At 67.3% G+C, this 22,733-nt stretch carries 21 protein-coding genes and 1 pseudogene; 8 read left to right on the top strand and 14 right to left on the bottom strand.

Annotation, left to right across the window (positions count from 1 at the left end):
• Positions 1-92: 92 nt before the first annotated feature.
• The 6 genes from WOC76_RS18670 to WOC76_RS18645 all read left to right on the top strand — a co-directional run bounded on the left by WOC76_RS18670 (position 93) and on the right by WOC76_RS18645 (position 5,544).
• Entirely contained in the window at positions 93-1,235 is a 1,143-nt protein-coding gene (locus WOC76_RS18670; protein ID WP_341104649.1) for an ABC transporter permease, read from the top strand.
• Between the two features lie 11 nt (positions 1,236-1,246).
• Positions 1,247-2,056, top strand: coding sequence for an ABC transporter ATP-binding protein (locus WOC76_RS18665; protein WP_341104651.1), 810 nt, complete (start codon positions 1,247-1,249; stop codon positions 2,054-2,056).
• 11 nt (positions 2,057-2,067) lie between these two features.
• A complete protein-coding gene (locus tag WOC76_RS18660) occupies positions 2,068-2,976 on the top strand; it encodes an MlaD family protein (RefSeq protein ID WP_341104652.1) in 909 nt (302 codons plus the stop codon).
• Between the two features lie 172 nt (positions 2,977-3,148).
• Positions 3,149-3,538, top strand: coding sequence for a 2Fe-2S iron-sulfur cluster-binding protein (locus WOC76_RS18655; protein WP_341108723.1), 390 nt, complete (start codon positions 3,149-3,151; stop codon positions 3,536-3,538).
• A gap of 240 nt (positions 3,539-3,778) precedes the next feature.
• Positions 3,779-4,828, top strand: a complete 1,050-nt coding sequence (locus WOC76_RS18650; protein WP_341104653.1) for an NAD(P)/FAD-dependent oxidoreductase — start codon at positions 3,779-3,781, stop codon at positions 4,826-4,828.
• Positions 4,829-4,851: 23 nt separating this feature from the next.
• Entirely contained in the window at positions 4,852-5,544 is a 693-nt protein-coding gene (locus tag WOC76_RS18645) for a 4'-phosphopantetheinyl transferase family protein (RefSeq protein WP_341104655.1), read from the top strand.
• 9 nt (positions 5,545-5,553) lie between these two features.
• Here WOC76_RS18645 and truB read toward each other — a convergent pair whose 3' ends face one another.
• The 7 genes and pseudogenes from truB to WOC76_RS18610 all read right to left on the bottom strand — a co-directional run bounded on the left by truB (position 5,554) and on the right by WOC76_RS18610 (position 14,014).
• A complete protein-coding gene (truB, locus tag WOC76_RS18640; protein WP_341104656.1) occupies positions 5,554-6,456 on the bottom strand; it encodes a tRNA pseudouridine(55) synthase TruB in 903 nt (300 codons plus the stop codon).
• A gap of 6 nt (positions 6,457-6,462) precedes the next feature.
• The gene (rbfA, locus tag WOC76_RS18635) at positions 6,463-6,888 is read right to left on the bottom strand and encodes a 30S ribosome-binding factor RbfA (RefSeq protein ID WP_341104657.1); all 426 of its coding nucleotides are present in this window, start codon (positions 6,886-6,888) and stop codon (positions 6,463-6,465) included.
• A gap of 154 nt (positions 6,889-7,042) precedes the next feature.
• Positions 7,043-9,681 (bottom strand): annotated as a pseudogene (infB, locus tag WOC76_RS18630) (translation initiation factor IF-2).
• Positions 9,674-10,420, bottom strand: a complete 747-nt coding sequence (locus WOC76_RS18625; RefSeq protein WP_341104662.1) for an RNA-binding protein — start codon at positions 10,418-10,420, stop codon at positions 9,674-9,676. The pseudogene infB and the gene WOC76_RS18625 overlap by 8 nt, the downstream one beginning before the upstream one ends.
• A gap of 4 nt (positions 10,421-10,424) precedes the next feature.
• Entirely contained in the window at positions 10,425-12,011 is a 1,587-nt protein-coding gene (nusA, locus tag WOC76_RS18620; RefSeq protein WP_341104663.1) for a transcription termination factor NusA, read from the bottom strand.
• A gap of 3 nt (positions 12,012-12,014) precedes the next feature.
• Positions 12,015-12,788: a ribosome maturation factor RimP gene (rimP, locus tag WOC76_RS18615; RefSeq protein ID WP_341431531.1), complete on the bottom strand. Its 774-nt coding sequence runs from the start codon at positions 12,786-12,788 to the stop codon at positions 12,015-12,017.
• 185 nt (positions 12,789-12,973) lie between these two features.
• Positions 12,974-14,014 carry a linear amide C-N hydrolase gene (locus tag WOC76_RS18610; protein WP_341104666.1) on the bottom strand — a complete coding sequence of 347 codons (1,041 nt, stop codon included), beginning with the start codon at positions 14,012-14,014 and terminating at the stop codon, positions 12,974-12,976.
• 168 nt (positions 14,015-14,182) lie between these two features.
• On the opposite strand from WOC76_RS18610, the gene murI reads away from it, so the two are divergent.
• Positions 14,183-14,983, top strand: a complete 801-nt coding sequence (gene murI, locus WOC76_RS18605) for a glutamate racemase (protein WP_341104668.1) — start codon at positions 14,183-14,185, stop codon at positions 14,981-14,983.
• Here the strand turns inward: murI and WOC76_RS18600 are convergent, their stop codons facing one another.
• The 7 genes from WOC76_RS18600 to WOC76_RS18570 all read right to left on the bottom strand — a co-directional run bounded on the left by WOC76_RS18600 (position 14,984) and on the right by WOC76_RS18570 (position 22,279).
• Positions 14,984-16,204 carry a cytochrome-c peroxidase gene (locus WOC76_RS18600; protein ID WP_341104669.1) on the bottom strand — a complete coding sequence of 407 codons (1,221 nt, stop codon included), beginning with the start codon at positions 16,202-16,204 and terminating at the stop codon, positions 14,984-14,986.
• Positions 16,205-16,333: 129 nt separating this feature from the next.
• Entirely contained in the window at positions 16,334-18,154 is a 1,821-nt protein-coding gene (locus WOC76_RS18595) for a glucan ABC transporter ATP-binding protein/ permease (protein WP_341104671.1), read from the bottom strand.
• Between the two features lie 155 nt (positions 18,155-18,309).
• Positions 18,310-18,612 (bottom strand): HPr family phosphocarrier protein, encoded by a 303-nt coding sequence (locus WOC76_RS18590; RefSeq protein ID WP_341104672.1) that lies wholly within the window; start codon positions 18,610-18,612, stop codon positions 18,310-18,312.
• 7 nt (positions 18,613-18,619) lie between these two features.
• Positions 18,620-19,021, bottom strand: a complete 402-nt coding sequence (locus WOC76_RS18585) for a PTS sugar transporter subunit IIA (protein ID WP_341104673.1) — start codon at positions 19,019-19,021, stop codon at positions 18,620-18,622.
• Between the two features lie 195 nt (positions 19,022-19,216).
• On the bottom strand, positions 19,217-19,678 hold the full coding sequence (locus WOC76_RS18580) for an HPr kinase/phosphorylase (RefSeq protein WP_341104674.1): 462 nt from the start codon (positions 19,676-19,678) through the stop codon (positions 19,217-19,219).
• On the bottom strand, positions 19,675-21,570 hold the full coding sequence (locus tag WOC76_RS18575; RefSeq protein WP_341389327.1) for a stimulus-sensing domain-containing protein: 1,896 nt from the start codon (positions 21,568-21,570) through the stop codon (positions 19,675-19,677). The genes WOC76_RS18580 and WOC76_RS18575 overlap by 4 nt, the downstream gene beginning before the upstream one ends.
• A 10-nt stretch (positions 21,571-21,580) precedes the next feature.
• Positions 21,581-22,279, bottom strand: a complete 699-nt coding sequence (locus tag WOC76_RS18570; RefSeq protein ID WP_341104675.1) for a response regulator transcription factor — start codon at positions 22,277-22,279, stop codon at positions 21,581-21,583.
• On the opposite strand from WOC76_RS18570, the gene WOC76_RS18565 reads away from it, so the two are divergent.
• The gene (locus WOC76_RS18565) at positions 22,269-22,424 is read left to right on the top strand and encodes a hypothetical protein (protein WP_341389325.1); all 156 of its coding nucleotides are present in this window, start codon (positions 22,269-22,271) and stop codon (positions 22,422-22,424) included. The two genes, WOC76_RS18570 and WOC76_RS18565, sit on opposite strands and share 11 nt — an antisense overlap.
• Positions 22,425-22,733 lie beyond the last annotated feature (309 nt).

Genomic DNA, 22,733 nt, shown 5'->3' with positions numbered 1-22,733 from the left:
TTGCCACGAGCGCGCTTGTCGATGGGGAGCCGCGAAGCTAAGACCTGTTGAAAGGCTTGGCCGAACCCGGCTTTCTCCAAAAACGAGGTCCGATGGCTCTCGACGCCGCTCCGACGCCGCCAGACGTTGCGCCCCGCGAGGGCGGCGCGCGTCTGGCCCTGTCCGGCGACTGGACGCTCGCCGCCGCGCGTCGCCTCGAACAAAAGGCGCAGGACGTGATCGATCTGGGCCAGAGCGTCAACTTCGTCACGCTCGATCTGTCCGGCGTCTCGCGGCTCGACACCGCCGGCGCCTGGCTGATCAATCGGGCGCGGCGCCGGCTCACGCAGGAAAATGTCGGCGTGGCGCTCGAACATGTGCGGCCCCGGCACGGCGTCATGCTGGAACAGGCGGCCTGGCGCGATTTCGGCCCGCCGGCGCGCCGCCGCCCGTCCGCGATCGTCTCCCTGCTGGCCGACCTCGGGCTTTCGGTCGTTCAGGGTTTTTCGGAATTCCATCGGGGCATGGCCTTTCTCGGGGAATTCATGGCGGCCATGGCCTATGTCGCTCTAAATCCGAGGCGTTTCCGCGTCACCTCGCTCGTCGCGCATATGGAGCTGATCGGCCTGCGCAGCGCGCCGATCATCATCCTGATCAATCTCCTCGTTGGCGGCATCGTGGCGCAGCAGGGCATCTTCCAGCTCCTGAAATTCGGCGCGTCGAGCTACACGGTCAGCCTCATCGGCATTCTCGTGCTGCGCGAGATGGGCGTGCTGCTCACCTCGATCATGATCGCCGGCCGCTCGGGCTCGGCCATCACCGCCGAAATCGGCTCGATGAAGATGCGCGAGGAGATCGACGCGCTGCGGGTGATGGGTCTCTCGCCGATCGAGGTGCTGATCGCGCCGCGCGTGCTCGCGCTCGTCTGCTCGCTGCCGCTGCTCACCTTCATCGCCGACATGGCGGCGCTGTTCGGCGGCATGCTCGTCTCCTGGAGCTATGGCGGCATCAGCCCGGTGGCCTTCGTCTCCCTGCTGAAAGACGCGATCGCCTTTCACACCTTCATGGTCGGACTCATCAAGGCGCCCTTCATGGCGCTGGTGATCGGCCTCATCGCCGCCATGGACGGGCTCTCGACCGAGGGCTCGGCCGAGTCGCTTGGACGCCAGGTCACTTCGTCTGTCGTGAAGTCGATCTTCATGGTCATCCTGCTCGACGGGCTCTTCGCCGTGTTTTTCGCGGCGGTCGACTACTGAGGGGCGCATAGATGACAGCCCTGGAACAGGGAACGAGCCAAGAAACGGGGCCCGGCGAGCCGATCATCAGCGTGCGCCGCCTCGTCGTGGGCTTTGGCGACAAGCTCGTGATGAACGGGCTCGATCTCGACGTCTATCGCGGGGAGGTGCTCGGCTTCGTCGGCGGCTCCGGGCAGGGCAAATCGGTGCTCACCCGCGCCATTCTGGGGCTCGTGCCCAAGCGGGCGGGCGAAATCCGCATATTCGGCAAGGATCGCGACGCGCTGTCGGCCGCCGAGCGGCAGGCGCTCGAACAGCGATGGGGCGTGCTGTTTCAGAACGGCGCGCTCTTCTCCGGCCTCACCGTAAAGCAGAACATCCAGATGCCCATGCGGGAGACGCGCGATCTTTCGCAGCGGTTGATGGACGAACTCGCCATGCTCAAGATCGCCCTCGTCGGCCTGAAGCCGGACGCCGCCGACAAATTTCCGTCGGAATTGTCGGGCGGCATGGTCAAGCGCGCGGCGCTCGCGCGGGCGCTGGCCCTCGATCCCGAACTGGTCTTCCTGGACGAGCCGACCTCGGGCCTCGACCCCATCGGGGCGGCGGAATTCGACGATCTGATCGCGACGCTTCAGGAGACCCTCGGCCTGACCGTGTTCATGGTGACGCACGACCTCGACAGCCTGTATTCGATCTGCGACCGCGTCGCCGCGCTGGGCGATGGCCGGGTGATCGCCGACGGGCCGCTCGAGACGCTGCTCGAGTCCGATCATCCCTGGCTGAGGGCCTATTTCCACGGGGTTCGCGGCGGCAGGCTTGCCGGCGCGATTTCCGGCTAAGAGGGAGACGGATGGAAACCCGCGCCAACTACGCGCTGATCGGCGCCTTCACGCTGACAGTGATTTTCGCCGCCTTCGGCTTCGTCTACTGGTTCTCGGGCTCCGGCCAGAGCGGGAAGCAGGACATCTATCAGATCGTCTTCACCGGATCGGTTTCGGGCCTCTCACGGGGCTCCTCGGTCCTCTTCAATGGCGTGAAGGTCGGCGAGGTGACGCATCTGGCGATCTCAGCGACGGATCCGAGCAAGGTCGACGTGCTCGTGAAGATCAACGAACTGACGCCGGTCAAGACCAATACCCGCGCCAAGCTCGAGACGCGGGGCTTCACCGGCGTCTCCGACGTGCTCCTCGTCGGCGGAACCGAAAAGGCGCCCGATCTCGTCGCGCAGAAAGGCCAGCGCTATCCGCAAATCCAGGCGGAACGCTCGGAAATCCAGAACCTGCTCGGCAATGTCAACGATCTCTCCACCAAGGCGGCGGAGGTCCTGACGAAGATCGACCGGATGCTCGACGACAACAAGGATTCGATCAGGGGCGCGCTGAAGAACGCCGAGACCTTCACCAAGACGCTCGCCGACAATTCCACGCAGATTTCGTCCTTCATCAAGGACGCGGCGGAGACCGCTCATGCGCTGAAGCCCGTCGCGGCCCGGCTCGACAAGGTGCTCGCCGCCGGGGAGCAGACGATCAAGGCGATCGATCCCAAGCAGATCAAGGCCATTACGGGCAACATTGCCGGCGCCTCGGCCAATCTCAAGCATTTCTCGGCGGCCGGCCTGCGCCAGTATGAGCAACTGGCGATCGACGCGCGGCGGGCGGTGGATTCGCTCGACCAGGCGATCAAGTCCATAGAGCGCGACCCGTCCCAGTTCATCTGGGGCCCCTCACAGCAGCCGGCGGCGCAGACCTCCGGCCGTTGAACCTGCGCGTCTCGCGGGATGCGCGCCACGCGGGCGAAAGGGGGCTAGCGCGGCGCCCGGCCGGGTGCTAATCGAGCCCGACACGTACACAAGTTTCGGCCGGGCCGGACTTGAGCGGCTGCGGCATCAGCGGCGCCAGCGCCGCCGGCAATCGAGGGAAGAGACGCGCGTCATGGTGAAGATGAGCTTCGACGACACCGCCACCCGCTATGGCGCCGAACCCGGCGGCGGCGCGCCGACCAAGGTCAAGATCACCTTCGTCGACTCGACCGGCCAGGACCGCACCGTCGAGGGCGAGGTCGGCTCCACGGTGATGGAGACCGCCCGGCGGAACGACATTCCGGAAATCGCGGCGGAATGCGGCGGCGCCTGCGCCTGCGCCACCTGCCACGTCTATGTGGACGAGAAATGGGTCGAGAAGACCGGCAAGCCCTCGCAGATGGAGGAGGACATGCTGGACTTCGCCTTCGACGTGAAGCCGAATTCCCGCCTCTGCTGCCAGATCACCGTGCGTCCGGAGCTCGACGGTCTCGTCGTCGTCACGCCGGCCCAGCAGGGCTGAGGCCGCAGGCGGCGGCCCCGCCGCGGTGGGTTTGGTGTTGCATCGCCAGACGAATGCTATAGACGAAAGAGAGCGGCGGCGGATGAGCCTATCCGCCGGCCGGTTGGCCGCGTCCGACGATCCTCCCCGTTTTCTCGGTCCGGCCCATTTCGACCGTCCGGGGCGCGCCGGAGCGCCGCAGCGGCTCCGCGCCTCGAGTCGGGCGGACGCGCCGCAAGCAAGACATTGAGGATTTAGGACATGAACCAGCTCAACCCGCCTGCGATCGAAACCGATGTCGTCATCGTCGGCGCCGGGCCGGCCGGCCTCTTCGCGGTGTTCGAACTGGGCCTTCTGGACATCAAGTCTCATGTCATCGACATTCTGCCGCGCGCGGGCGGCCAGTGCTCCGAGCTCTACCCCGAGAAGCCGATCTACGACATTCCGGGCCTGCCGATCGTCACCGGCCAGGAGCTGACGGACAATCTGCTCAAGCAGATCGAGCCCTTCGGCCCGACCTTCCATTTCAACGAAATGGTCGAGACGCTCACCCCGCTCGGCACGCCCGAGAAGCCCTCCTTTCGCCTGACGACCGACGCGGGCAAGGTCTTCATCGCCAAGGTGGTGATCATCGCGGCCGGCGGCGGCTCCTTCCAGCCCAAGAAGCCGCCGATCCCGACGATCGAGCAGTACGAAGGGAAGTCTGTTTTCTACGCGGTGCGCCGCATGGAGGATTTCCGCGACAGGGACGTGGTCATCGTCGGCGGCGGCGACTCCGCGCTCGACTGGACGCTCAACCTCCAGCCGGTCGCCCGCAGCGTCACCCTCGTTCACCGCCGCGACGCCTTCCGCGCCGCGCCGCACTCCGTCTCTGCGATGCAGGAACTGGTGAAGGCGGGCAAGATCTCCTTCAGGCTCGGCCAGATCACGGCCGTCGAGGGCGCGGATGGCCAGCTTGCCCGCGTGACGCTGAAGGGAAATGACGGCGCGGAGGAGCAGCTCTCCTGCCATCGCATGATGCCCTTCTTCGGCCTGACCATGAAGCTCGGCCCCGTGGCCGAATGGGGCCTCCAGCTCAACGAGAACCTCATCCCCGTCGACACCGAGAAGTTCGAGACGAGCCATCCTGGCATCTTCGCCGTCGGCGACATCAATTACTATCCGGGCAAGCTGAAGCTCATTCTCTCCGGGTTCCACGAGGGCGCGCTCGCGGCGCAGAAGGCGCATCGCTACATCTATCCCGAGAAGAAGCTTCTGTTCCAATACACGACGTCGTCGACCAATCTGCAAAAGAAGCTCGGCGTGTCCTGACGCTTCGGGAAGCCTGGAAGGCCGTGGAAGTCGCGGTTCATGCGCTCGATGTGCGGAGCGTCGCCCCCGGGCAATGGCTGCGGCTCGCCGCGCTGCTAGACAACGACGAGCGGGCGCGCGCCGCGCGGTTCGCCTTCGAGGAGGACCGTCAGGCCTATGTCGCCGCCCACGCGCTGCTGCGCGCGGATCTCTCCCGCCGGGCGGGCGGGGCGCCGCAGGACTGGCGCTTCGCGGCGGCGCCGCTCGGCAAGCCCTACCTCCTCGATCCCCCCTGCGACCTGCGCTTCAGCATGACCCACACGCGGGGCATGGTCGCCGTCGCGCTCGCCGAGGGCGTCGAAATCGGCGTCGATGTGGAGCCCGCCAATCGGCGCGCCGAAAGCCTGAAACTGGCCGAGCGTTTCTTTGCGCCCGAGGAGGCCGCGCTTCTGCGCGCGCTCGAGGACGAGGCGCGGCGCGACGCGTTCTTCGCCATATGGACGATGAAAGAGGCGGTGGTGAAGGCGACCGGCGAGGGGCTGCGCCGCCCGCTCGACAGTTTCGTCATCTCGCTCGACCCGCCGGGGGTGTCCATGCGCGATGAAACCGCCGCAGGCGCCTGGCGCCTGGCGCATTGGCGGCGAGGGGCGCATCATTTCGCGCTGGCGGGCCGCTGCGCCGACTGGCGCCCGACCCTCGCCGAGACCGACATCGAAGCCCTGCTGCGCGGCGCGTGAGCCGCGCGATCAGAACGGCAGATTGAAGACGCGCGAGGGAACCAGCGCGCCCTCGACCACTTCGCCGAACGCCACGGGCGCGCCGCCGCAGGCCGCGTAAACGACGCCACCATGTGGCGCATCGCGGCCGCGCAGAATGACCGAGCCGCCGCGCCGCAGCCGGGCGGCCGTGTCGCGATCGACGACGACGCAGGGCAGTTCGGAAAGGCCCGCCTCGACGGAGAGCAGCGCATCGGCCGCCATGCCCTGAGCCTCGATCTCGTCCAGGGTGAAGGAATCCTCTTCGAGGAACGGACCGACCCGGGTGCGGCGCAGCGCCGTGACATGGCCGTAACAGCCCATGAGCCGCCCGAGATCGCGGGCGATGGCGCGCACATAGGCGCCCTTGCCGCACTCCATGAACAGGACCGTCTCCTCCGGGGAGAAAGACTCGATCGTCAGCGCGTGAATGGTCACGGGCCGGGCCTTGAGTTCGACCTGTTCGCCGCCGCGGGCGAGGTCATAGGCGCGTTCGCCGGCGATCTTGATGGCCGAAAACTGCGGCGGCGTCTGGAGGATGTCGCCGGTGAACTGCGGCAGCAGGCGCTCGATATCGGCGCGCTCCGGGCGCGTCTCGCTCGTGCGCGTGATCTCGCCGTCGGAATCGTCCGTATTGGTCTCGACGCCCCAGCGCACGGTGAAACGATAGGCTTTCTCGCCGTCCTGCACGAAGGGGACGGTCTTCGTCGCCTCGCCGAAGGCGACCGGCAGAATGCCCGAGGCCAGCGGATCGAGCGTGCCGGCGTGGCCCGCCTTCTGGGCGTTGTAGATGCGCTTGAGGCGCGACACCGCCTGGGTGGAAGTCAGTCCCACGGGCTTGTCCAGCACCACCCAGCCGTCGACGACGGCGCGATTGGATCTCTTTTGGCTCATCTTCTCTCAGGCGTTGTCTGTCGCGTCGTCGTCATCGGCAGCTTCGAGATCGCGCTTCACGCGCTCGGAAGCGAGGATCGCGTCGATGCGAGAGACCGTGTCGAAGCTGTCGTCGATGCGAAACCGGACGTCCGGCGCGAACTTCAAATTCACCTCATGCGCGATCTCTCCGCGCAGGAATTTCTTGTGGCGGTCGAGCGCGGCGATCACTTCCGGCTCGTCCTTGCCGCCGAGCGGCATCACATAGATCGTCGCAAGCTTGAGGTCCGGGCTCATTTTCACGCGCGACACGGTGACGACGTGCTTTTCGAGCACGGGGTCGCTCACGTCGCCCCGCGACAGGAGCTGCGCGACGGCGTGGCGAATGAGCTCGCCCACGCGCAACATGCGCTGCGACGGCGCGGCGCCGGCCGGATGGTGGGATCGGGACATGAGATGACTACGCTTCCGCCAACACGTCGCGCCCGCGCACGACGCGGGCGACCACGTTTCTATGGGTTGAAACTCCAGAGGAGAGGCGCGCCTTCAGCCGCCTCTTCCGGCGTTCATGGCCGGCAATGACCGGCCATGACGCGCGTGAAGCGGCTCAAAGCGTCCGCTTGATCTCCTCGACGCGATAGCATTCGATGACGTCGCCCGCACGCATGTCCTGGTAGTTCTCGAAGGCCATGCCGCACTCCTGGCCCGCGACGACCTCCTTGACCTCGTCCTTGAAGCGCTTGAGCGTCGAGAGCTTGCCCTCGTGCACCACGACATTGTCCCGGATGAGGCGGACGTTGGCGCCGCGCTCGACCGTGCCGTCGGTGACGCGGCAGCCCGCGACCTTGCCGACCTTGGAAATGTCGAAGACCTCGAGGATCTGCGCATTGCCGAGCATCGTCTCTCGGAGCGTCGGCGCGAGCAGGCCCGACATGGCCGCCTTCACGTCGTCGACCAGATTGTAGATGATGTTGTAGTAGCGAATCTCGATGCCCGCGCGCTCGGCCGCCTCGCGCGCTTCCTTGTGGGCGCGGACGTTGAATCCGATGACCGCCGCATGGGAGGCCTCGGCCAGCGCAATGTCGGACTCGGAGATGCCGCCGACGCCGGCATGCACCAGGCGGGCGCCGACTTCATCCGTGCCGAGCTTCTCGAGCGCGGCGGCGATGGCCTCGACGGAGCCCTGCACGTCGCCCTTGATGACGAGCGGGAACTCCTTGCGGCCCGCCGCCTTGAGCTGGCTCATCATGTCGGAGAGCGTGCCGCGCGCCGAACCGCCGCGGGCGGCGAGCTTGTCGCGCTTCATGCGCTCGCGATATTCGGTGATCTCGCGGGCGCGGGCCTCCGACTCCACGACCGCGACGCGGTCGCCGGCCTCGGGCGTACCGTTGAAGCCCAGGATTTCCACCGGGAAGCTCGGACCGGCCTCTTGCCGCGTCGCGCCCTTGTCGTCGAGCAGCGCGCGGACGCGGCCCCATTGCGTGCCGGCGACGATGATGTCGCCGACATGCAGCGTGCCGCGCTGGACGAGCATCGTCGCGACCGGGCCGCGGCCCTTGTCGAGGCGCGCCTCGATGACCGTGCCTTCTGCGGCGCGGTCGCCATTGGCCCTCAGGTCGAGCACTTCGGCCTGCAGCGATATGGCGTCCAGCAACTTGTCGAGATTGAGCTTCTGCTTGGCGGAGACTTCGACTTCGAGCGTCTCGCCGCCCATGCTCTCGACCTGCACCTCGTATTGGAGCAGCTCGGTGCGCACGCGGTCGGGCCTGGCGTCGGGCTTGTCGACCTTGTTGATCGCGACGATGAGCGGGACATTGGCCGCGCGGGCGTGGTTGATGGCCTCGATCGTCTGCGGCATGACGCCGTCGTCGGCAGCGACGACCAGCACGACGATGTCCGTCACCTTGGCGCCGCGGGCGCGCATGGCCGTGAAGGCCGCGTGGCCGGGCGTGTCGATGAAGGTCACTGGCTGGCCGCCGGGCGACGTCACCTGATAGGCGCCGATGTGCTGCGTGATGCCGCCGGCTTCGCCCGCGACCACATTGGCCTGGCGGATGGCGTCGAGAAGCGAGGTCTTGCCGTGGTCGACATGGCCCATGATGGTCACGACGGGCGGGCGCGGCTCGAGGTCGGCGTCGACGTCGGGCGTGTCGAACAGGCCCTCCTCGACGTCGGACTCGGCGACGCGCTTGACCGTGTGGCCCATTTCCTCGGCGACGAGCTGCGCGGTGTCGGCGTCGATCACGTCGGTGATCTTGTGCATCGCGCCCTGCTTCATCAGCAGGCGGATGACGTCGACGCCGCGCTCGGACATGCGGTTGGCGAGCTCCTGGATGGTGATCGTCTCCGGCAGAACGACTTCGCGGAGCACCTTTTCCTTCTGCTCGGCGTGGCCGAAACCCTTCAGGCGCTGCACGCGGCGGCGGAAGGAGGCGACGGAGCGCGTGCGCTCCTCGCCCTCGCCGCTCGTCGCGGTGGTCACAGTGAGGCGGCCACGGTTCTTCTGCTCGCCGCCGCGCGACGGCGCGGGGCGAGGCGGCGCGGGCGGCGTAAAGCCGCCGACGGTGCGCACGGGCGGGCGCCGGACCGGCGTCTCGGCCGGCGTCGGGCGTCCGGCGGGCGCTGGCGTCCTTGCCGGCGCCGGCCTCGCAGGCGCGGCGGGGCGGGCCTCGCCGGGGCAGGGGCGCTCGCGGCCTCCTGCGGCAGGCGGCGGCGCGCTTCCTCTTCGGCCTTGCGTTTGGACTCGGCTTCGCGGGCGAGGCGCTCCTCCTCCTCGCGCTTGCGCGCTTCGGCGGCGGCGCGCTCGGCGCGCTCGCGCTCCTCGCGTTCAGCCCTGGCCTTGGCCTCGACCTCCGCGCGGCGGCGCTCCTCCTCCTCGCGGGAGCGGGCGTCGACCAGCGCGCGGGCGCGGGCCTCGCGCTCCTCGTCGGTCAGTGCGCGCAGCACCACGCCCGAGCCGCCGCGCGGCGCAGGCGCCGGGCGTTCGTGCCGGGGAGGCGGGGTCGGCGTCGGCGCGGCGGGAGCCGGCGCCGCCGGCTGGGCGGGCGCGGGCGCGGCCGCGGCCTTGGGCGCTTCGCCATGGCCCGGCGCGCGGCGCTTGACCTTCTCGACCACGACCACTTTCGAACGGCCATGGGAGAAGCTCTGGCGCACCATGCCCTGCTCCCCGGCCGGCCGCTGCTTCAGATGCAACGTCTTCGACGGCGCGACAGTCAGGGTTTTGTCGCTGTTCTCGCTCTCACTCATCCAGCTTCCGATCCTCGGCCGCTACCGACCCGCTTGCTTCCATAGCCTCGCCGGCACGCCCCTCGGCCTCCGGCTGCACATCCCGCATCATCTGCGCCACAAGGGGCGCGCCGTCGAGCTCCACGCCCCGGTAAGCCGCCAATCGGCGGCAGCGCGCCAGAAAACTTGCGCCCGGCCCGCCGGGGGCGAGCGCAGCATGTATCACATTTGTGCGCCCCAAAGCCAAATCCAATTGGCTCGACGTAAATAAGCCGACCATGGGCGGAACGCCATCGTTTTCACGCCATACCGCGCCCGATCGCCGCGCCGCCTGATGAAGCTTCCGCTTGCCGTCGGCCCCGCCGTCCGCCGCCCCGATGAGGACGGCGGCGCCGCCGCTCGCCAGCAAACCCTCGACCTTGTTGAAGCCCGCCGTCACCGCGCCCGCCTTGTTGGCCATGGCGAGCATCTGCAGGCAGTCGGCTTCGAGCAGCCGGTCCACGTCCTCGGCGAGCCCGGGCGGCGTCTCCACCTGCTCCTTCAAACCGCGCGCGAACATGCGTTTTTTCGCCGCTTCCGCGACGAGCGACGCCCGCGCGCCGACCCAGACGCCGCGGCCCGGCAGGCGGGCGCGAATATCCGGCGCGACGACCCCGTCGGGGCCGCGCACGAAGCGGATCAGCCCTTCCGGCGGCTCTCGCCGCCGCGTGACGATGCAGGTCCGCTCGCTCTCGCGCTCTTTCGCCTCCACGGCCGCCACTGTCCTATTCGCCCTCCGCCGCGGTTGTCTCGACCGCCTCGACCGGAGACTCGATCCAGCCCGCGCTGACGCGCGCGGCCATGATCATCGCCTCGGCCTCTTCGCGCGACAGATCGATTCCGTCGAAAAAGCCTTCGTGTTTGACGGTCTCGCCATCCTTCTTCTCGGTCCAGCCGACGAGATCGTCCGGCACGCAGCCGGCGAAATCGTCCATGGTCTTCACGTCGTTCTCGCCGAGCCTTACCATCATCGCCGTGGTCAGCCCCTCGATCTCGCGCAATTCGTCGGAGACGCCAAGGGCCACGCGGCGGGCCTCGTTCTCCGCCTCCAGCCGTTCGAGATAATTGAGCGCGCGCGCCTGGATTTCGCCCGCCGTCTCCTCGTCGAAGCCTTCGATCGTGGCGAGTTCGGGCAATTCGACGTAAGCAAGCTCCTCGACGGAGCGGAAACCTTCCGACGCCAGCAGTCGGCCGACGACCTCGTCGACGTCGATCGCGTTCATGAAGACGCGGGTGCGCTCCTCGAACTCTCTCTGGCGGCGCTCGGATTCCTCGGCTTCCGTCAGAATGTCGATGTCCCAGCCGGTGAGCTGCGAGGCGAGGCGCACATTCTGGCCGCGGCGGCCGATGGCGAGCGACAGCTGATCGTCTGGCACCACCACCTCGATGCGCGCGGAATCCTCGTCGAGGACCACTTTCACCACTTCGGCAGGCTGGAGCGCATTGACGATGAAGGTCGCGGCGTCCGCTGACCAGGGTATGATGTCGATGCGCTCGCCCTGCAATTCCTGCACGACGGCCTGCACGCGCGAGCCGCGCATGCCGACGCAGGCGCCGACGGGATCGATGGAGGAGTCGCGCGAGATCACTGCGATCTTGGCGCGGGAGCCCGGATCGCGGGCGACCGACTTCACCTCGATCACGCCGTCGTAGATCTCCGGCACTTCCTGCTTGAAGAGTTTCGCCATGAACTGCGGATGGGTGCGCGACAGGAAGATCTGCGGCCCGCGCTGTTCTCGGCGCACGTCGTAGACATAGGCGCGCACGCGGTCGCCGGGGCGGAACATTTCGCGCGGGATCATCTCGTCGCGGCGGATGACGCCCTCGCCGCGGCCGAGATCGATGATGACATTGCCATATTCGACGCGCTTGACCACGCCGTTGACGATCTCGCCGATACGGTCCTTGTATTCCTCGTACTGGCGGTCGCGCTCGGCCTCGCGCACCTTCTGTACGATGATCTGCTTGGCCGACTGCGCCGCGATGCGGCCGAAGTCGAAGGGTGGCAGGGTCTCGGAAATCCAGTCGCCGGCCTGCGCCGCGGGATTGCGCTTGCGGGCGTCCTCGATCGCAATCTGCGTGGCCTCGTTCTCGACCCTGTCGACAACGAGCAGCAGACGCGAGAAACGCACCTCGCCGGTGCGCGGGTTGATCTCGGCGCGCACTTCGGTTTCCTGGCCATAGCGCGAACGCGCCGCCTTTTGCAGCGCATCCTCCATGGAGGCGATCACGATGCTGCGATCAATCGATTTTTCGCGCGCGACGGCGTCGGCGATCTGCAAAATCTCGAGTCTGTTGGCGCTGACGGCCATGGCTCACTCTCCCTCGGAGCGGGGGGCGCGGGGCCTTGCCGGCCCCGGACCTTTCTTGAAATGCGTCTGCACGCCGGCGGGGACCAGCGGCTTGGCCTTGTTTTTCTGATCTTTTTGCGGGCCGCGGAAACGACCCGGCCCGCGGCGGGGGCGTTCGTCCGCTTCGGCTGGAGCCTCGTCCTCGCCGGCGGCCTGCTGCATCTTGCCGGCGCGCAGCGACTCGCGGATGAGCGCCTCGGTCAGCATCAGCTTGCCCTCGTCGAGATCGGCGAGCGGCAGGACAACGAGCTTCTCCTCGTCCGAGCGCGCGTCCGTGCGTTCGACCGAAACCTTGGCGTCGCGGCCTTCGCCCTCGACGCCCCTGATGAGCCCGCGGAACCGCTTGCGGCCCGACTCCACGGGATGCGTCAGCTCGACGCGGGCCTCGTGGCCGATGGCGCGGGCGAAGTCGGAGACGCGCACGAGCGGCCGGTCGACGCCGGGCGACGACAGTTCGAGGCGATATTCGCCGGAAATGACGTCGGCGACGTCGAGCTCCGGCGAGAGCGCCTGGCTCGCCGCCTCGCAATCGTCGATGGTCATGGTTCCGTCCGGGCGCTCCGCCATGATCTGCAGCGTCTGGCCGTTCTGTTGCATGAGCCTGACGCGCACGAGGCGGAAGCCGAGCTGCGCGAGCACCGGCTCGGCGAGATGCGCCACGCGCGCGGCGACGCCCGTCTCGGCGACGAGGCGAGGCTCGTCGAGGGCGGCGTCGAGGGGGGCGGCGTGTTCGGTCAAGCTGTCGGAGCCTCTCGTTCGGGTGAGCCAAACAAAAAAGAGCGGGTCCCGGCCGGGCCCCACTCTCAACGGCGATCACCTTATGGATGATCGGTATGAGATGGAATTTGGGTCCTTATACACCCGATGGGCGGGGGAGGGCAAGGAAAAGCCGTCGCGCGCGTTCCGGCGCCCTCTCCCCCCGTTCAATGGCCGATGAATTTGAAGGGTTCTGCCGGCGCGAATTTGTCCGAGACGTCATCGGACAGGATCGGATGCCCCGTCAGATCGAGCTTCATGGGCTTGGCCCCGGCGTCGAGCTTCAGCCTGTCGAGATCGACCCAGAAGATCGACGGGCTGTAGGCGGATTCGAAATAATAGCGCCTGGCTTTCGTGTCCGAGACCGTGCGCCAGATCGTCGAGGCGATGTTGGGCTCCTTCGGGTCGGTGATGCCGAGCGGAACGGAAATCGCGCGAATCAGCGAGAAGACTGTCGCGGTCGCGAGGCGCGGGTCCTTTTCCTTCGGCGCGGCGTCGAGATTCCAGCTCATCCGGGCAAAGCGGTCGGAGGCGCGGGCCGTGCCGGGCAGGAACTCCAGCCCGCCCACTGTCTTCCAATAGGCGTTGATCGCGAGCTGCTGGTCATAGGGCGGCGAATTGGTCATGACCCGATATTGCGGCCCGTGATGGACGACGAGCTTGCCGCCGATATATTCGAAAATCGCGCTGTCGCCCGAGGCGTCGGCGAGCGAGAGATGGCCGGCGGCCTTGTGGCCGTTCGGCAGATCGGGCGCGACAAGAACGAAAGGCTCCTTCTTCAGCGCCGCCACGGCGTCGGCGACCGTCGCGTAAGTGTCGAGAACATACTGCGCCCAGGCGCCGATGGAGAGCTTGGGTTTCCTGGAGCCGGCCGTGTCCCCGTAATCGGCTTCGACGAGATAGAGCACATTGGCGACGAGCCCCGCGTCATTGATGCCGTCGACTGTCGCGAGATTATAGAAGGAGCTGATCACCGAGCCGTGTTTGGAGGTCCATTTGAGCGAACCCTGTCCCGCGGAGCCGTCCCGGCTCATGCCGCGCGGGAAAGCCCAGAGATCCGTGCCGGGGTCCTCCATCCAGTCCATGGTGCGCCCGACGATATGGGACGCGTCTCCCGTGTCGTAGACAATGCGCGTGCAGGCATGAGCCGTAACGTCGGAAAGGGCCAAAGAGGCTACCAGAAGCAGGCTCGAGAGGCGTTTCTTCATCGGAGTTCCATGCAGGAAAGGTTGACGCTCCGCCCTTCTTACAACCACCGCGGCAGGATGGCCACGTCCACGCCGAAGCCCGCCGAGCTTTTGGCGCGTTGATCTTGCGGGCGAAAACACGTCCTATCGCCTCACGCGCGCGAATCGCGCTCCTTTCAGACGGAAGCAATGACCCGGCGGCCCAGAATTCTCGTCTTCGACTCCGGCCTTGGCGGCCTCACGGTCTTTGCGCAGATCGTCAGGCTGCGGCCGGACGCCGACTTTGTCTATTGCGCCGACGACGCGGGCTTTCCCTATGGCTCCTGGAAGGAGGCGGATCTCGTCCGCCGTGTCGTCGGGGTGATGGAGACGCTGATCGCCCGCCACGCGCCCGACATCGTGGTGATCGCCTGCAACACCGCCTCGACGCTGGTGCTCCCCGTCCTGCGCGACCATTGGCCGCGGCTGCCCTTCGTCGGCACGGTGCCGGCGATCAAGCCCGCCGCGGAGCATTCGCGCTCGCATCTCATTTCCGTGCTCGGGACGCCCGGCACGGTCGCGCGCGACTATACGCAAAACCTCATCTCGCAATTCGCCGCCCATTGCCGCGTCACGCTCGTTGGCTCGGCGACGCTGGCGCGCATCGCGGAAAGCCAGATGCAGGGGCAGGGGGTTTGCGACGAAGACATCGCCGCCGAGATCGCGCCCTGCTTTCAGGAGGTCGGCGGCGCCCGCTCGGACGCGGTCGTCCTCGCCTGCACGCATTATCCGCTGCTCGTCGAGGACTTCCGGCGTCTTGCGCCCTGGCCGGTGGACTGGATCGACCCGGCCCCCGCCATCGCCCGGCGCGCCGACCAGGTCCTGCGAGACTGCGGCTTCGACGCGCCGGTCGCCGGCCGCGGCGAGGCGCGCGCGGTCTTCACGAGCGGCAAGAGGCCCGAGGGGCCGTTGCGCGCGACGCTCGCCCGCTACGGGCTCGCCGGCGGCTGATCAGGGCCTCGGCCTGTCCGTCAGCGTCTCGAGGAACGCAACGAGCGCGTCGATGTCTTTTTCGGAGAGGCGCGGCTTTTGGCCCGGCTTGCGGTCGTAGGGCGCTTCCTGCGTATTGACGTTGTTGCGATACTCGGCCGGCAGATCGTCGAATTTCGCGGCCTTGCCATACCAGCGGGCGGGGTCCGTGTCCCGCGTGGCGTAGAAGGCCACGACATCGCGGAGTTTCCCGAAGACGCCATTGTGCAGATAGGGCCCGGTCACGGCGACGTTGCGCAGCGTCGGCACCTTGAAGGCCCCGCAGACGCTCGCGGGGTCGAACCCGGCCGGGGCGATCTTCTCGAGGCCAGGGCGCTTGCACAGGCCGAGATCGGGCGCATTGGCCGTCGCCGCAATGGCGGCGTTCTTCGGCGCGCCCAGCGCGTCATAGGTGTAATCGGTGAAGAGCCAGTCCTGCGGATTGCGGGAGTCTTCCTTGCCGGCGTGACAGGCGAGGCAATTGCCTTTCTTCGGGTCCTTGAACAGGGCGAAGCCTCTTTGCTCGATCGGCGTCAGTTTTGCGTCGCCGCGCAGAAAATCGTCGAATTTCGAGGCGAAAGGGTGAAAGCGCGCGCTCGACTCATAGGCGACGACCGCCTGGGCGAGTTTCTCGAAAGCGGCGTCGGGATTGTCGAAGATCTTGTCGCCGTAGACCTCTCGGGCGAGCGGCGCATAGGCGCCGTCGCGGATCGCCTCCACGGCGAAGCGTTTCGAAGGCGCGTTCATTTCGAGGGGATCGAGCAGCGGACCCTCGAACTGCGCGAGAAGGTCGCCCGCCCGCCCGTCGAGGAACTGCCCGCCGGCGGGAATCTTTTCGACCTTTCCGGTTTCTTCGTCCTTCTCGTCCACGAAGCCGAAGGGCGGGGCGAAGGAGGAGTACATGATCGTGGGCGTATTGCGCCGGCCGAGCGACTCCGGTTTCGATCCGCGCGCCACGGCGGGAACGGGCGAGCCGTTGGACCCCTGAAAGGCGGTCGCGGCGTCGTGGCAGGAGGCGCAGGCGACGCCGGCCGGGCGCGAAAGGGTCTTGTCCTCGAAAATGCGCTTGCCGAGCCGTTCGAGTGGCGTGAGGCCCGCCTCCTCGGAGGCGATTTGCGGGGCCTCCAGCGCCTGCGCGCCGAAGGCGAGGAAGGATGCCAGAAGGGTTGACGCGAAACGCGCCGGGCGTGCGATCTTTGGCATAAGCCGCTCATTTCTCGACCAGAACGCCGCTCGGGCGCTTGGCGCGGAATTTACGGAGCGGCAAGCCTCGTGGTCAATTTGCCTTTCTTACATTCCTTCCAGGAAAGGCGCAGCGCATTGTCGCAGCCGCTAACCCGCCCGCGCCTGCGGCGCGGTCGGCTCCCGGAGCCCCTCGAGACCGGCGGCGGCGGTCGTCGATGGCTCGGTCATGAATTGCGCCGCCGCCAGCGTCGCGAAGCGACCGCCCTTCGCCACGAGGGCGTCGAAGGAGCCTGCTTCGACGATCTCGCCCTGATCGAAGACCAGAATGTGATCGGCGTTGCGCACGGTGGCGAGGCGATGCGCGATGACGAAGGTGGTGCGGCCTCTCGTCGCCGCCTCCAGCGCCTTCTGAATCTGGCGCTCGGTCGTCGCGTCGAGCGCCGAGGTGGCTTCGTCGAAGACGAGGATCGGCGGGTCCTTGAGCAGGGCGCGGGCGATGGAGAGGCGCTGTCGTTCGCCGCCCGAAAGCGAGCGGCCGCGCTCGCCGACGAGCGTCTCGCGGCCGTCGCTCTGGCGCGAGACGAATTCCGAGGCCTGAGCCAGCTCCAGCGCCCGCGCCATTTCGGCCTCGGTCGCGTCCGGGTCGCCGATGCGCAGGTTTTCCTCGATCGTGCGGGCGAAGAGCATCGGCTCCTGAAAGACGACGCCGATGTTGCGGCGAAGCGAGGAGAGCGTGAACTCGCGGATGTCGACGCCGTCGATCTTCACGGCGCCCTCGTCGGGGTCGAAGACGCGGTGGAGCAGGCCGAGCGTCGTGGATTTGCCCGACCCCGTCGCGCCGACGAGAGCGATCGTCTGGCCGGGCTTGGCCTGGAAGCTGACATTCTTCACCGCCTTGCGGCGGCCGTCATAGGAGTAGGTCACCTTCTCGAAGGCGACCGCGCCGGTCAGGCGCCCGGCGTCGCGCGCGTCCGGCCGGTCGGCGACAGCGGGCTGCGTGTCGAGCACGGCGAAGAAATCGCCGATCTTCGCCGATTGCAGGAAAAGCACATTGACGAAGCCGACGACCTGCTCGAGCCGCCCGATCAGCATGGTGGCGAAGTTGGTGAAGGTGACGATCTCGCCGATCGACGCCATGCCTTTGAGATGCAGCCAGGTTCCGAGCAGGAAGATCGACAGGATGGTCAGCGTCGCCGAGGCGCGGCTCGCCACGGCCACGAGCGCCCACCAGGAGAGCACCGGCATCTGCGCGGCCAGAAGATCGTCGATGATGCGCCTCAGCGCATGCGATTCGCTCTCGATGCGCGTGAAGCTCTGCACCACGGGAATGTTGCCGAGCGCATCCGAGGCGCGCTCGGCGAGCGAGGAATTGTGGCGCTCGACCGCGCCCTGAAGCGCCTCCGTCCGGCGCAGCACATAGCTCGTCGCCATGTAGAAGACGGCGACGAGCAGCATGAGCAGGCCGCCCAGCCGCCAGTTGAGGAAGAGGGTCGCCGGCAGAAGGATGAAGAGCGCGACGAAGGAGGCGCAGTTTTCACGAAAGAACGACAGCCACAGGCCGAACATGGCCGAGGAGCCGTCGAGCATCGTCTTCAGCAGCCGCCCCGAATGGACGCCCGTGTGGAAGGTCAGCGGAAGATTGAGCACATGCTCGAAATAGTCGGACAGAAGGGCCAGGCGGCGGCGATGGGCGAGGCGGTCGGCATTGAGCCCGACGAGGATGGCGCCGCCGATCGAAAACAGGCCGAAGCCCGCCCAGGCGAGAAGGAGCGGCAGCAGATCGCTCCAGGTCAGGGTCTGCCCAGGCGCCTGCGCCTGCGTCATGCGGTCGATGATGCGGCCGAAGAGCATCGGCTCGGCGAATTGCGCGATGGCGAACGAAAGATTGGCGGCGACCAGGATGAGCGACAGGCGCGCCTGCGGGCGCAACTCGCCGAGAACGCGCGCGTAGATTCTGAGGACCGACATCGACCCCGCCGTTTTGCCGCTCGATCAGCGATTACAGGCGCCGCTTGCGCCGCGCAAGGCCCGGCGCGAGGGCGATCGCCGCGCGCGGCCTTGCGGCGGGGAGCGAGGAGGGCCTGGGGCGGGCCTGGGCGGGGCCGCGCCGGCGGCGCCGGCCTTTACTCGTCCTCGCCAAAGCGGTTGGCGACGAGCGCGTCGAGGGCGTCGAGCGCCTCCCGGGCCTGGGGCCCGCTCGCCGTGATCGTGATCGTCGAGCCCTGGCCGGCGCCAAGAGTCAGAATGCCCATGATCGAGCTGCCGCCGACGGTCTCGCCATCCTTGGCGACGGTGATCTCGGCGTCGAATTTCTCGCAGCACTGCACGAATTTGGCTGTCGCGCGGGCATGCAGGCCCTTGCGGTTGACAATCGGAAGATCGCGGGAGACGGCCGTTTCGGCTCCCCGCTCCTGCGCTTCGGTCATATTCAAGTCACTTCGGGTTGAGAACTCGGCTGGCGATATAAACATATTTCCGCCCGGCGTCCTGAGCCTGGAGCACGGCCTGTTCGAGCGTGGCCGTGTCGCGGACCGACGCCAGCTTGATCAGCATCGGCAGATTGACGCCGGCGAGGACCTCGACCTTGCCGCCGTTCATCACGGAAATCGCCAGATTGGACGGCGTGCCGCCGAACATGTCGGTAAGCAGCACCACGCCGTCGCCGCTGTCGGCCTTGTGGATCGCTTCGAGAATATCGGCCCGCCGACGCTCCATGTCGTCATCCGGGCCGATGGAAATGGAGACGAGCTGTCTCTGCGGCCCGACGACATGTTCGAGCGCGGCGCGAAACTCCGTGGCGAGGTGGCCATGGGTCACCAAGACCATTCCGATCATCAGACCCTACCACTCATGAAGACGTCTCGCGCTGCGCGAAGCGGTTCTGGCGCCGATCCCGCCACGGCTTTTCGCCCCCTGCGGCAGCATATACAAGCTGAGCCGCGCCGCCCAATCCTATTTTGCCGGTCGCTCGCCAGGGCCGTCATTTTGTGCGTCGCCGCGGAATTGGCAAGCAAAAAGCGCGATATCGCTTCAAAATGCGTTAATGCTCTGAAGGAAAAAGACAATTCTTTCGAGAGAGACGTCGTCGCAGCCCTGAACGCAAAGACGCGGCAGGGCGACGTCTCGCAGAAGGACGCTTCTTTGGGCGTCCTCCGGGCGCCGAGGCGGCGTTTCGCCGGGGTTCGAAATATCGACGACGGCGTCCAGCCGGCAGGCCCTCTCGAAGGGAACGCGCGCCAGGCCGAGTCCCCGGATTTCGATGAGCCCTTCGATCGCCGGGTGGGGGCGGGCGACGAGCCGGCCGTCTTGGGAGTCGACGCGCACCCTGTCGTCGCCGACGAGCCGCGCGAAGGCGCCCCTGGCCGCAAAGCGGGCGATCAATGCAAGGGTGAGCGCGCTCTTGCCGACGCCCGAAGGGCCGCGCAACAGCAGGCCCCGCTCGCCCAGCGCCACCGCATTGGCGTGGAGATATGACTCCGTCCGGGCGGTCATCGCGCCGCCGGAAGCCAGACGACGAAACGCGCGCCGAGAACTGTGTCGCCCGGCGCCGGTTCGTCCGTGCCGTCGGGATGGGCGAGGGTCCGGTTGAGCGCGCGGATGCGGCCGCCATGCGCCTCGATGATCTGCCGCGAGATGGCGAGGCCGAGGCCGGAATTCTGGCCGAAACGCTGTTCGGGCCGGTCGGTGTAGAAGCGTTCGAAAATGCGCTCGAAAGCGCCCTCGGGAATGCCCGGCCCGTCGTCGTCGACGAGGATCTCATAGCCCTCGAGCGCGGCGCCGCCCGGGCCCTTGGCGCACTCCGGCCACAGCGACACGCGCACGGCGCCGCCCGGTTTCGAGAAGGAGCGCGCATTGTCGATGAGGTTGTTGAACACTTGGCCGAGCCTCGAATCGTTGCCGAGCACGCGCCAGCGTTGGCGTGGGGAGTCGCTGGGATATTGCCGGATCGTCAGCTCCACGCCGACGCCGTCGCCCCGCTCGATGGCGCGCGCGACGTCGACGACGGTGATGAGCGCCCTCGAGAGATCGACGTCCTGCATGTCGGCGCGGGCGAGTTCGGCGTCGAGCCGCGAGGCGTCGGAAATGTCGCTGATCAGCCGGTCGAGCCGGCCCACATCGTGCTTGATGACGGCGAGCAGCCGGTCGCGCGCCGAGTCCGTTTTCGCGATCGGCAGCGTCTCGACGGCGCTGCGCAGCGAGGTCAACGGATTCTTGAGCTCATGGGCGACATCCGCCGCAAAATGCTCGATCGCCTCGATGCGATTGTAGAGCGCGGTCGTCATGTCGCGCAGCGCCGCGGAGAGATGTCCGATCTCGTCGGGACGGTCCGAAAAATCGGGGATTTCGTGGCGCGACTTCGCGCCCCGGCGCACCCGCTCGGCCGCTTCGGCCAGGCGGCGCATCGGCTCGGTGATCGTATTGGTGAAGAAGAGCGACAGGAGCAGCATCACGCCGGCCGAGACCAGGAAGATGCGGATGATGCCCCAGCGTTCGGTGGCGATGACCGCGTCGATGTCGCCGCCCATGGTGGAGAGCAGAAGGGCGCCGCGCACGGAGCGGAACCGCTGGACCGGCACGGCGACGGAAATGATCGTCTCGCCCTTGGCGTTGGCGCGCACGACCGAATGCGCCCGGCCCTCCAGCGCGCTCGCGACCTCGGGATAGGTCCTGCCATTGCCCATGCCGATGTCTTCGTAGAGCGGCAGTTCCGGACGGCGCGTCAGCCGGCGCAGGAAATCAAGCGACTTTTGCAGGAAAGACGACGCGTCGATCGTCGTGGTCTGCCCCGTGGGCGGCAGCTCGAAACGCAGAATGTTGCTGCGGCCCGAAACGGAGCGCGAATCGAGCAGGAGATAGCCGTCGCGGTCGTAGATGCGCGCCCGAAGCCGCGTCGGCGAGACGAGGCGGCGCAGCAGCGGCCCGACGCGCTCGGGGTTGAGCGAAAACTCCAGCGCCAGCTGGCCCTCGCCGGCGCTGGCGCTCTCGCCCGGCGCGAGCTTCAGGAGCTTCTCGGGATCGATGGTGATGGCGTCGGTGTCGACGGTCGCGGAGGCGGCGACCGCGGCGGCGATGATCTCGCCCTGCGTCTGCAGGCTTTGCACGCGCGCGTCGATGAGGCCTTCGCGGAACTGGTTGAGATAGAGGAAGCCGCCGAGCAGCGCCACAAGCCCGCCGAGATTGAGAACGACGATGCGTCGCGTCAGCGATGAGGAGAGATGCGACTGCGCCGTGCGCATCAGGCGGCGCAGGCGCAGGCCGAGCGGCCGAACCCGGCGCGGCGTCGGCCGGACGGGCGCGTCGATCAGCCGCGGCGCGGCCCCGCCGGCGGCCGAAGCCTCCGCCGCGTCCTCCGCCAGCACGTCGCCGCTCTCGAATGCGCCCATGGGCGTCCCGTCACGCTTCCTTGAAGCGGTAGCCGACGCCGTAAAGCGTCTCGATCATCTCGAAGTCGGTATCCACGACCTTGAACTTCTTGCGCAGCCGCTTGATGTGGCTGTCGATCGTGCGGTCGTCCACATAGACCTGGTCGTCATAGGCCGCGTCCATGAGCGCGTTGCGGCTCTTGACCACGCCGGGACGCTGGGCGAGCGATTGCAGAATGAGGAATTCGGTCACGGTCAGGATGACGGGATCGCCCCGCCAGGTGCAGGTGTGGCGCTCGGGGTCCATCACCAGCGCGCCGCGCTCGAGAACCTTGGCCTCCGTCTCCTTCTGCGCGGCCGCCTCCTTGGGGTTGGCGCGGCGCAGGATCGCCTTCACGCGCTCCACCAGGAGACGCTGGGAGAATGGCTTGTGGATGAAGTCGTCGGCGCCCATCTTGAGGCCGAAAAGCTCGTCGATCTCCTCGTCCTTGGAGGTGAGAAAGATCACCGGAATATCGGACTTCTGCCTCAGGCGGCGGAGCAGCTCCATGCCGTCCATGCGCGGCATCTTTATGTCGAAAATCGCGAGATCCGGCGGATTGGCGCGCAGCCCGTCGAGCGCCTGAGCGCCGTCGGTATAGGTCTGCACGCGGTAGCCCTCGCCCTCGAGCGCGATGGACACCGAGGTCAAAATGTTGCGATCGTCGTCCACGAGAGCGATGGTCGGCATGATCACCCTTTGCTTTGTTGGCGGCGATGAGCGCGGCTGGCTGTCCGTCGGAACATTTTTTGGCCTCGAAGCGCCCGGAATGCTTCAATCGGGGCGCGAGGCCGGTAATGTCGCCCGGCGACTTTCAAGCTTCCATCGCCCGTAAAGTCCCGGCCCATCGCGGCTGAAATGTGGCCTTTCAATCGGCCAAGAACGCCTGATGCGCATCAAAGAGGCATGCTTGCCTGCGACAGCCTCCTGCCACTCTTATATACGCTTTCGGTCGCCAATGCGACCCCAATCGCGGTTTGAAGCGGGAAAGCAGGCGAAATCATGACGATAGGCGGGGAAGGCCCGGGCGCGAGCGAGACAAAGGCGTCTCTTCCGGCCATCCCGGCGGTCCAATCAGCGGCAGTCAAATGAGCGGCGGCGTTGGAGGGCGGCGCGCAAAGCGCGCGAGCTTCGGAGAAGCGTC

This window comes from Methylocystis sp. IM3, from assembly GCF_038070105.1.
Classification (GTDB): Bacteria; Pseudomonadota; Alphaproteobacteria; order Rhizobiales; family Beijerinckiaceae; genus Methylocystis.
The sequence above is the reverse complement of the archived record's forward strand: the minus strand, read 5'-3'. Positions and strand labels throughout refer to the sequence as shown.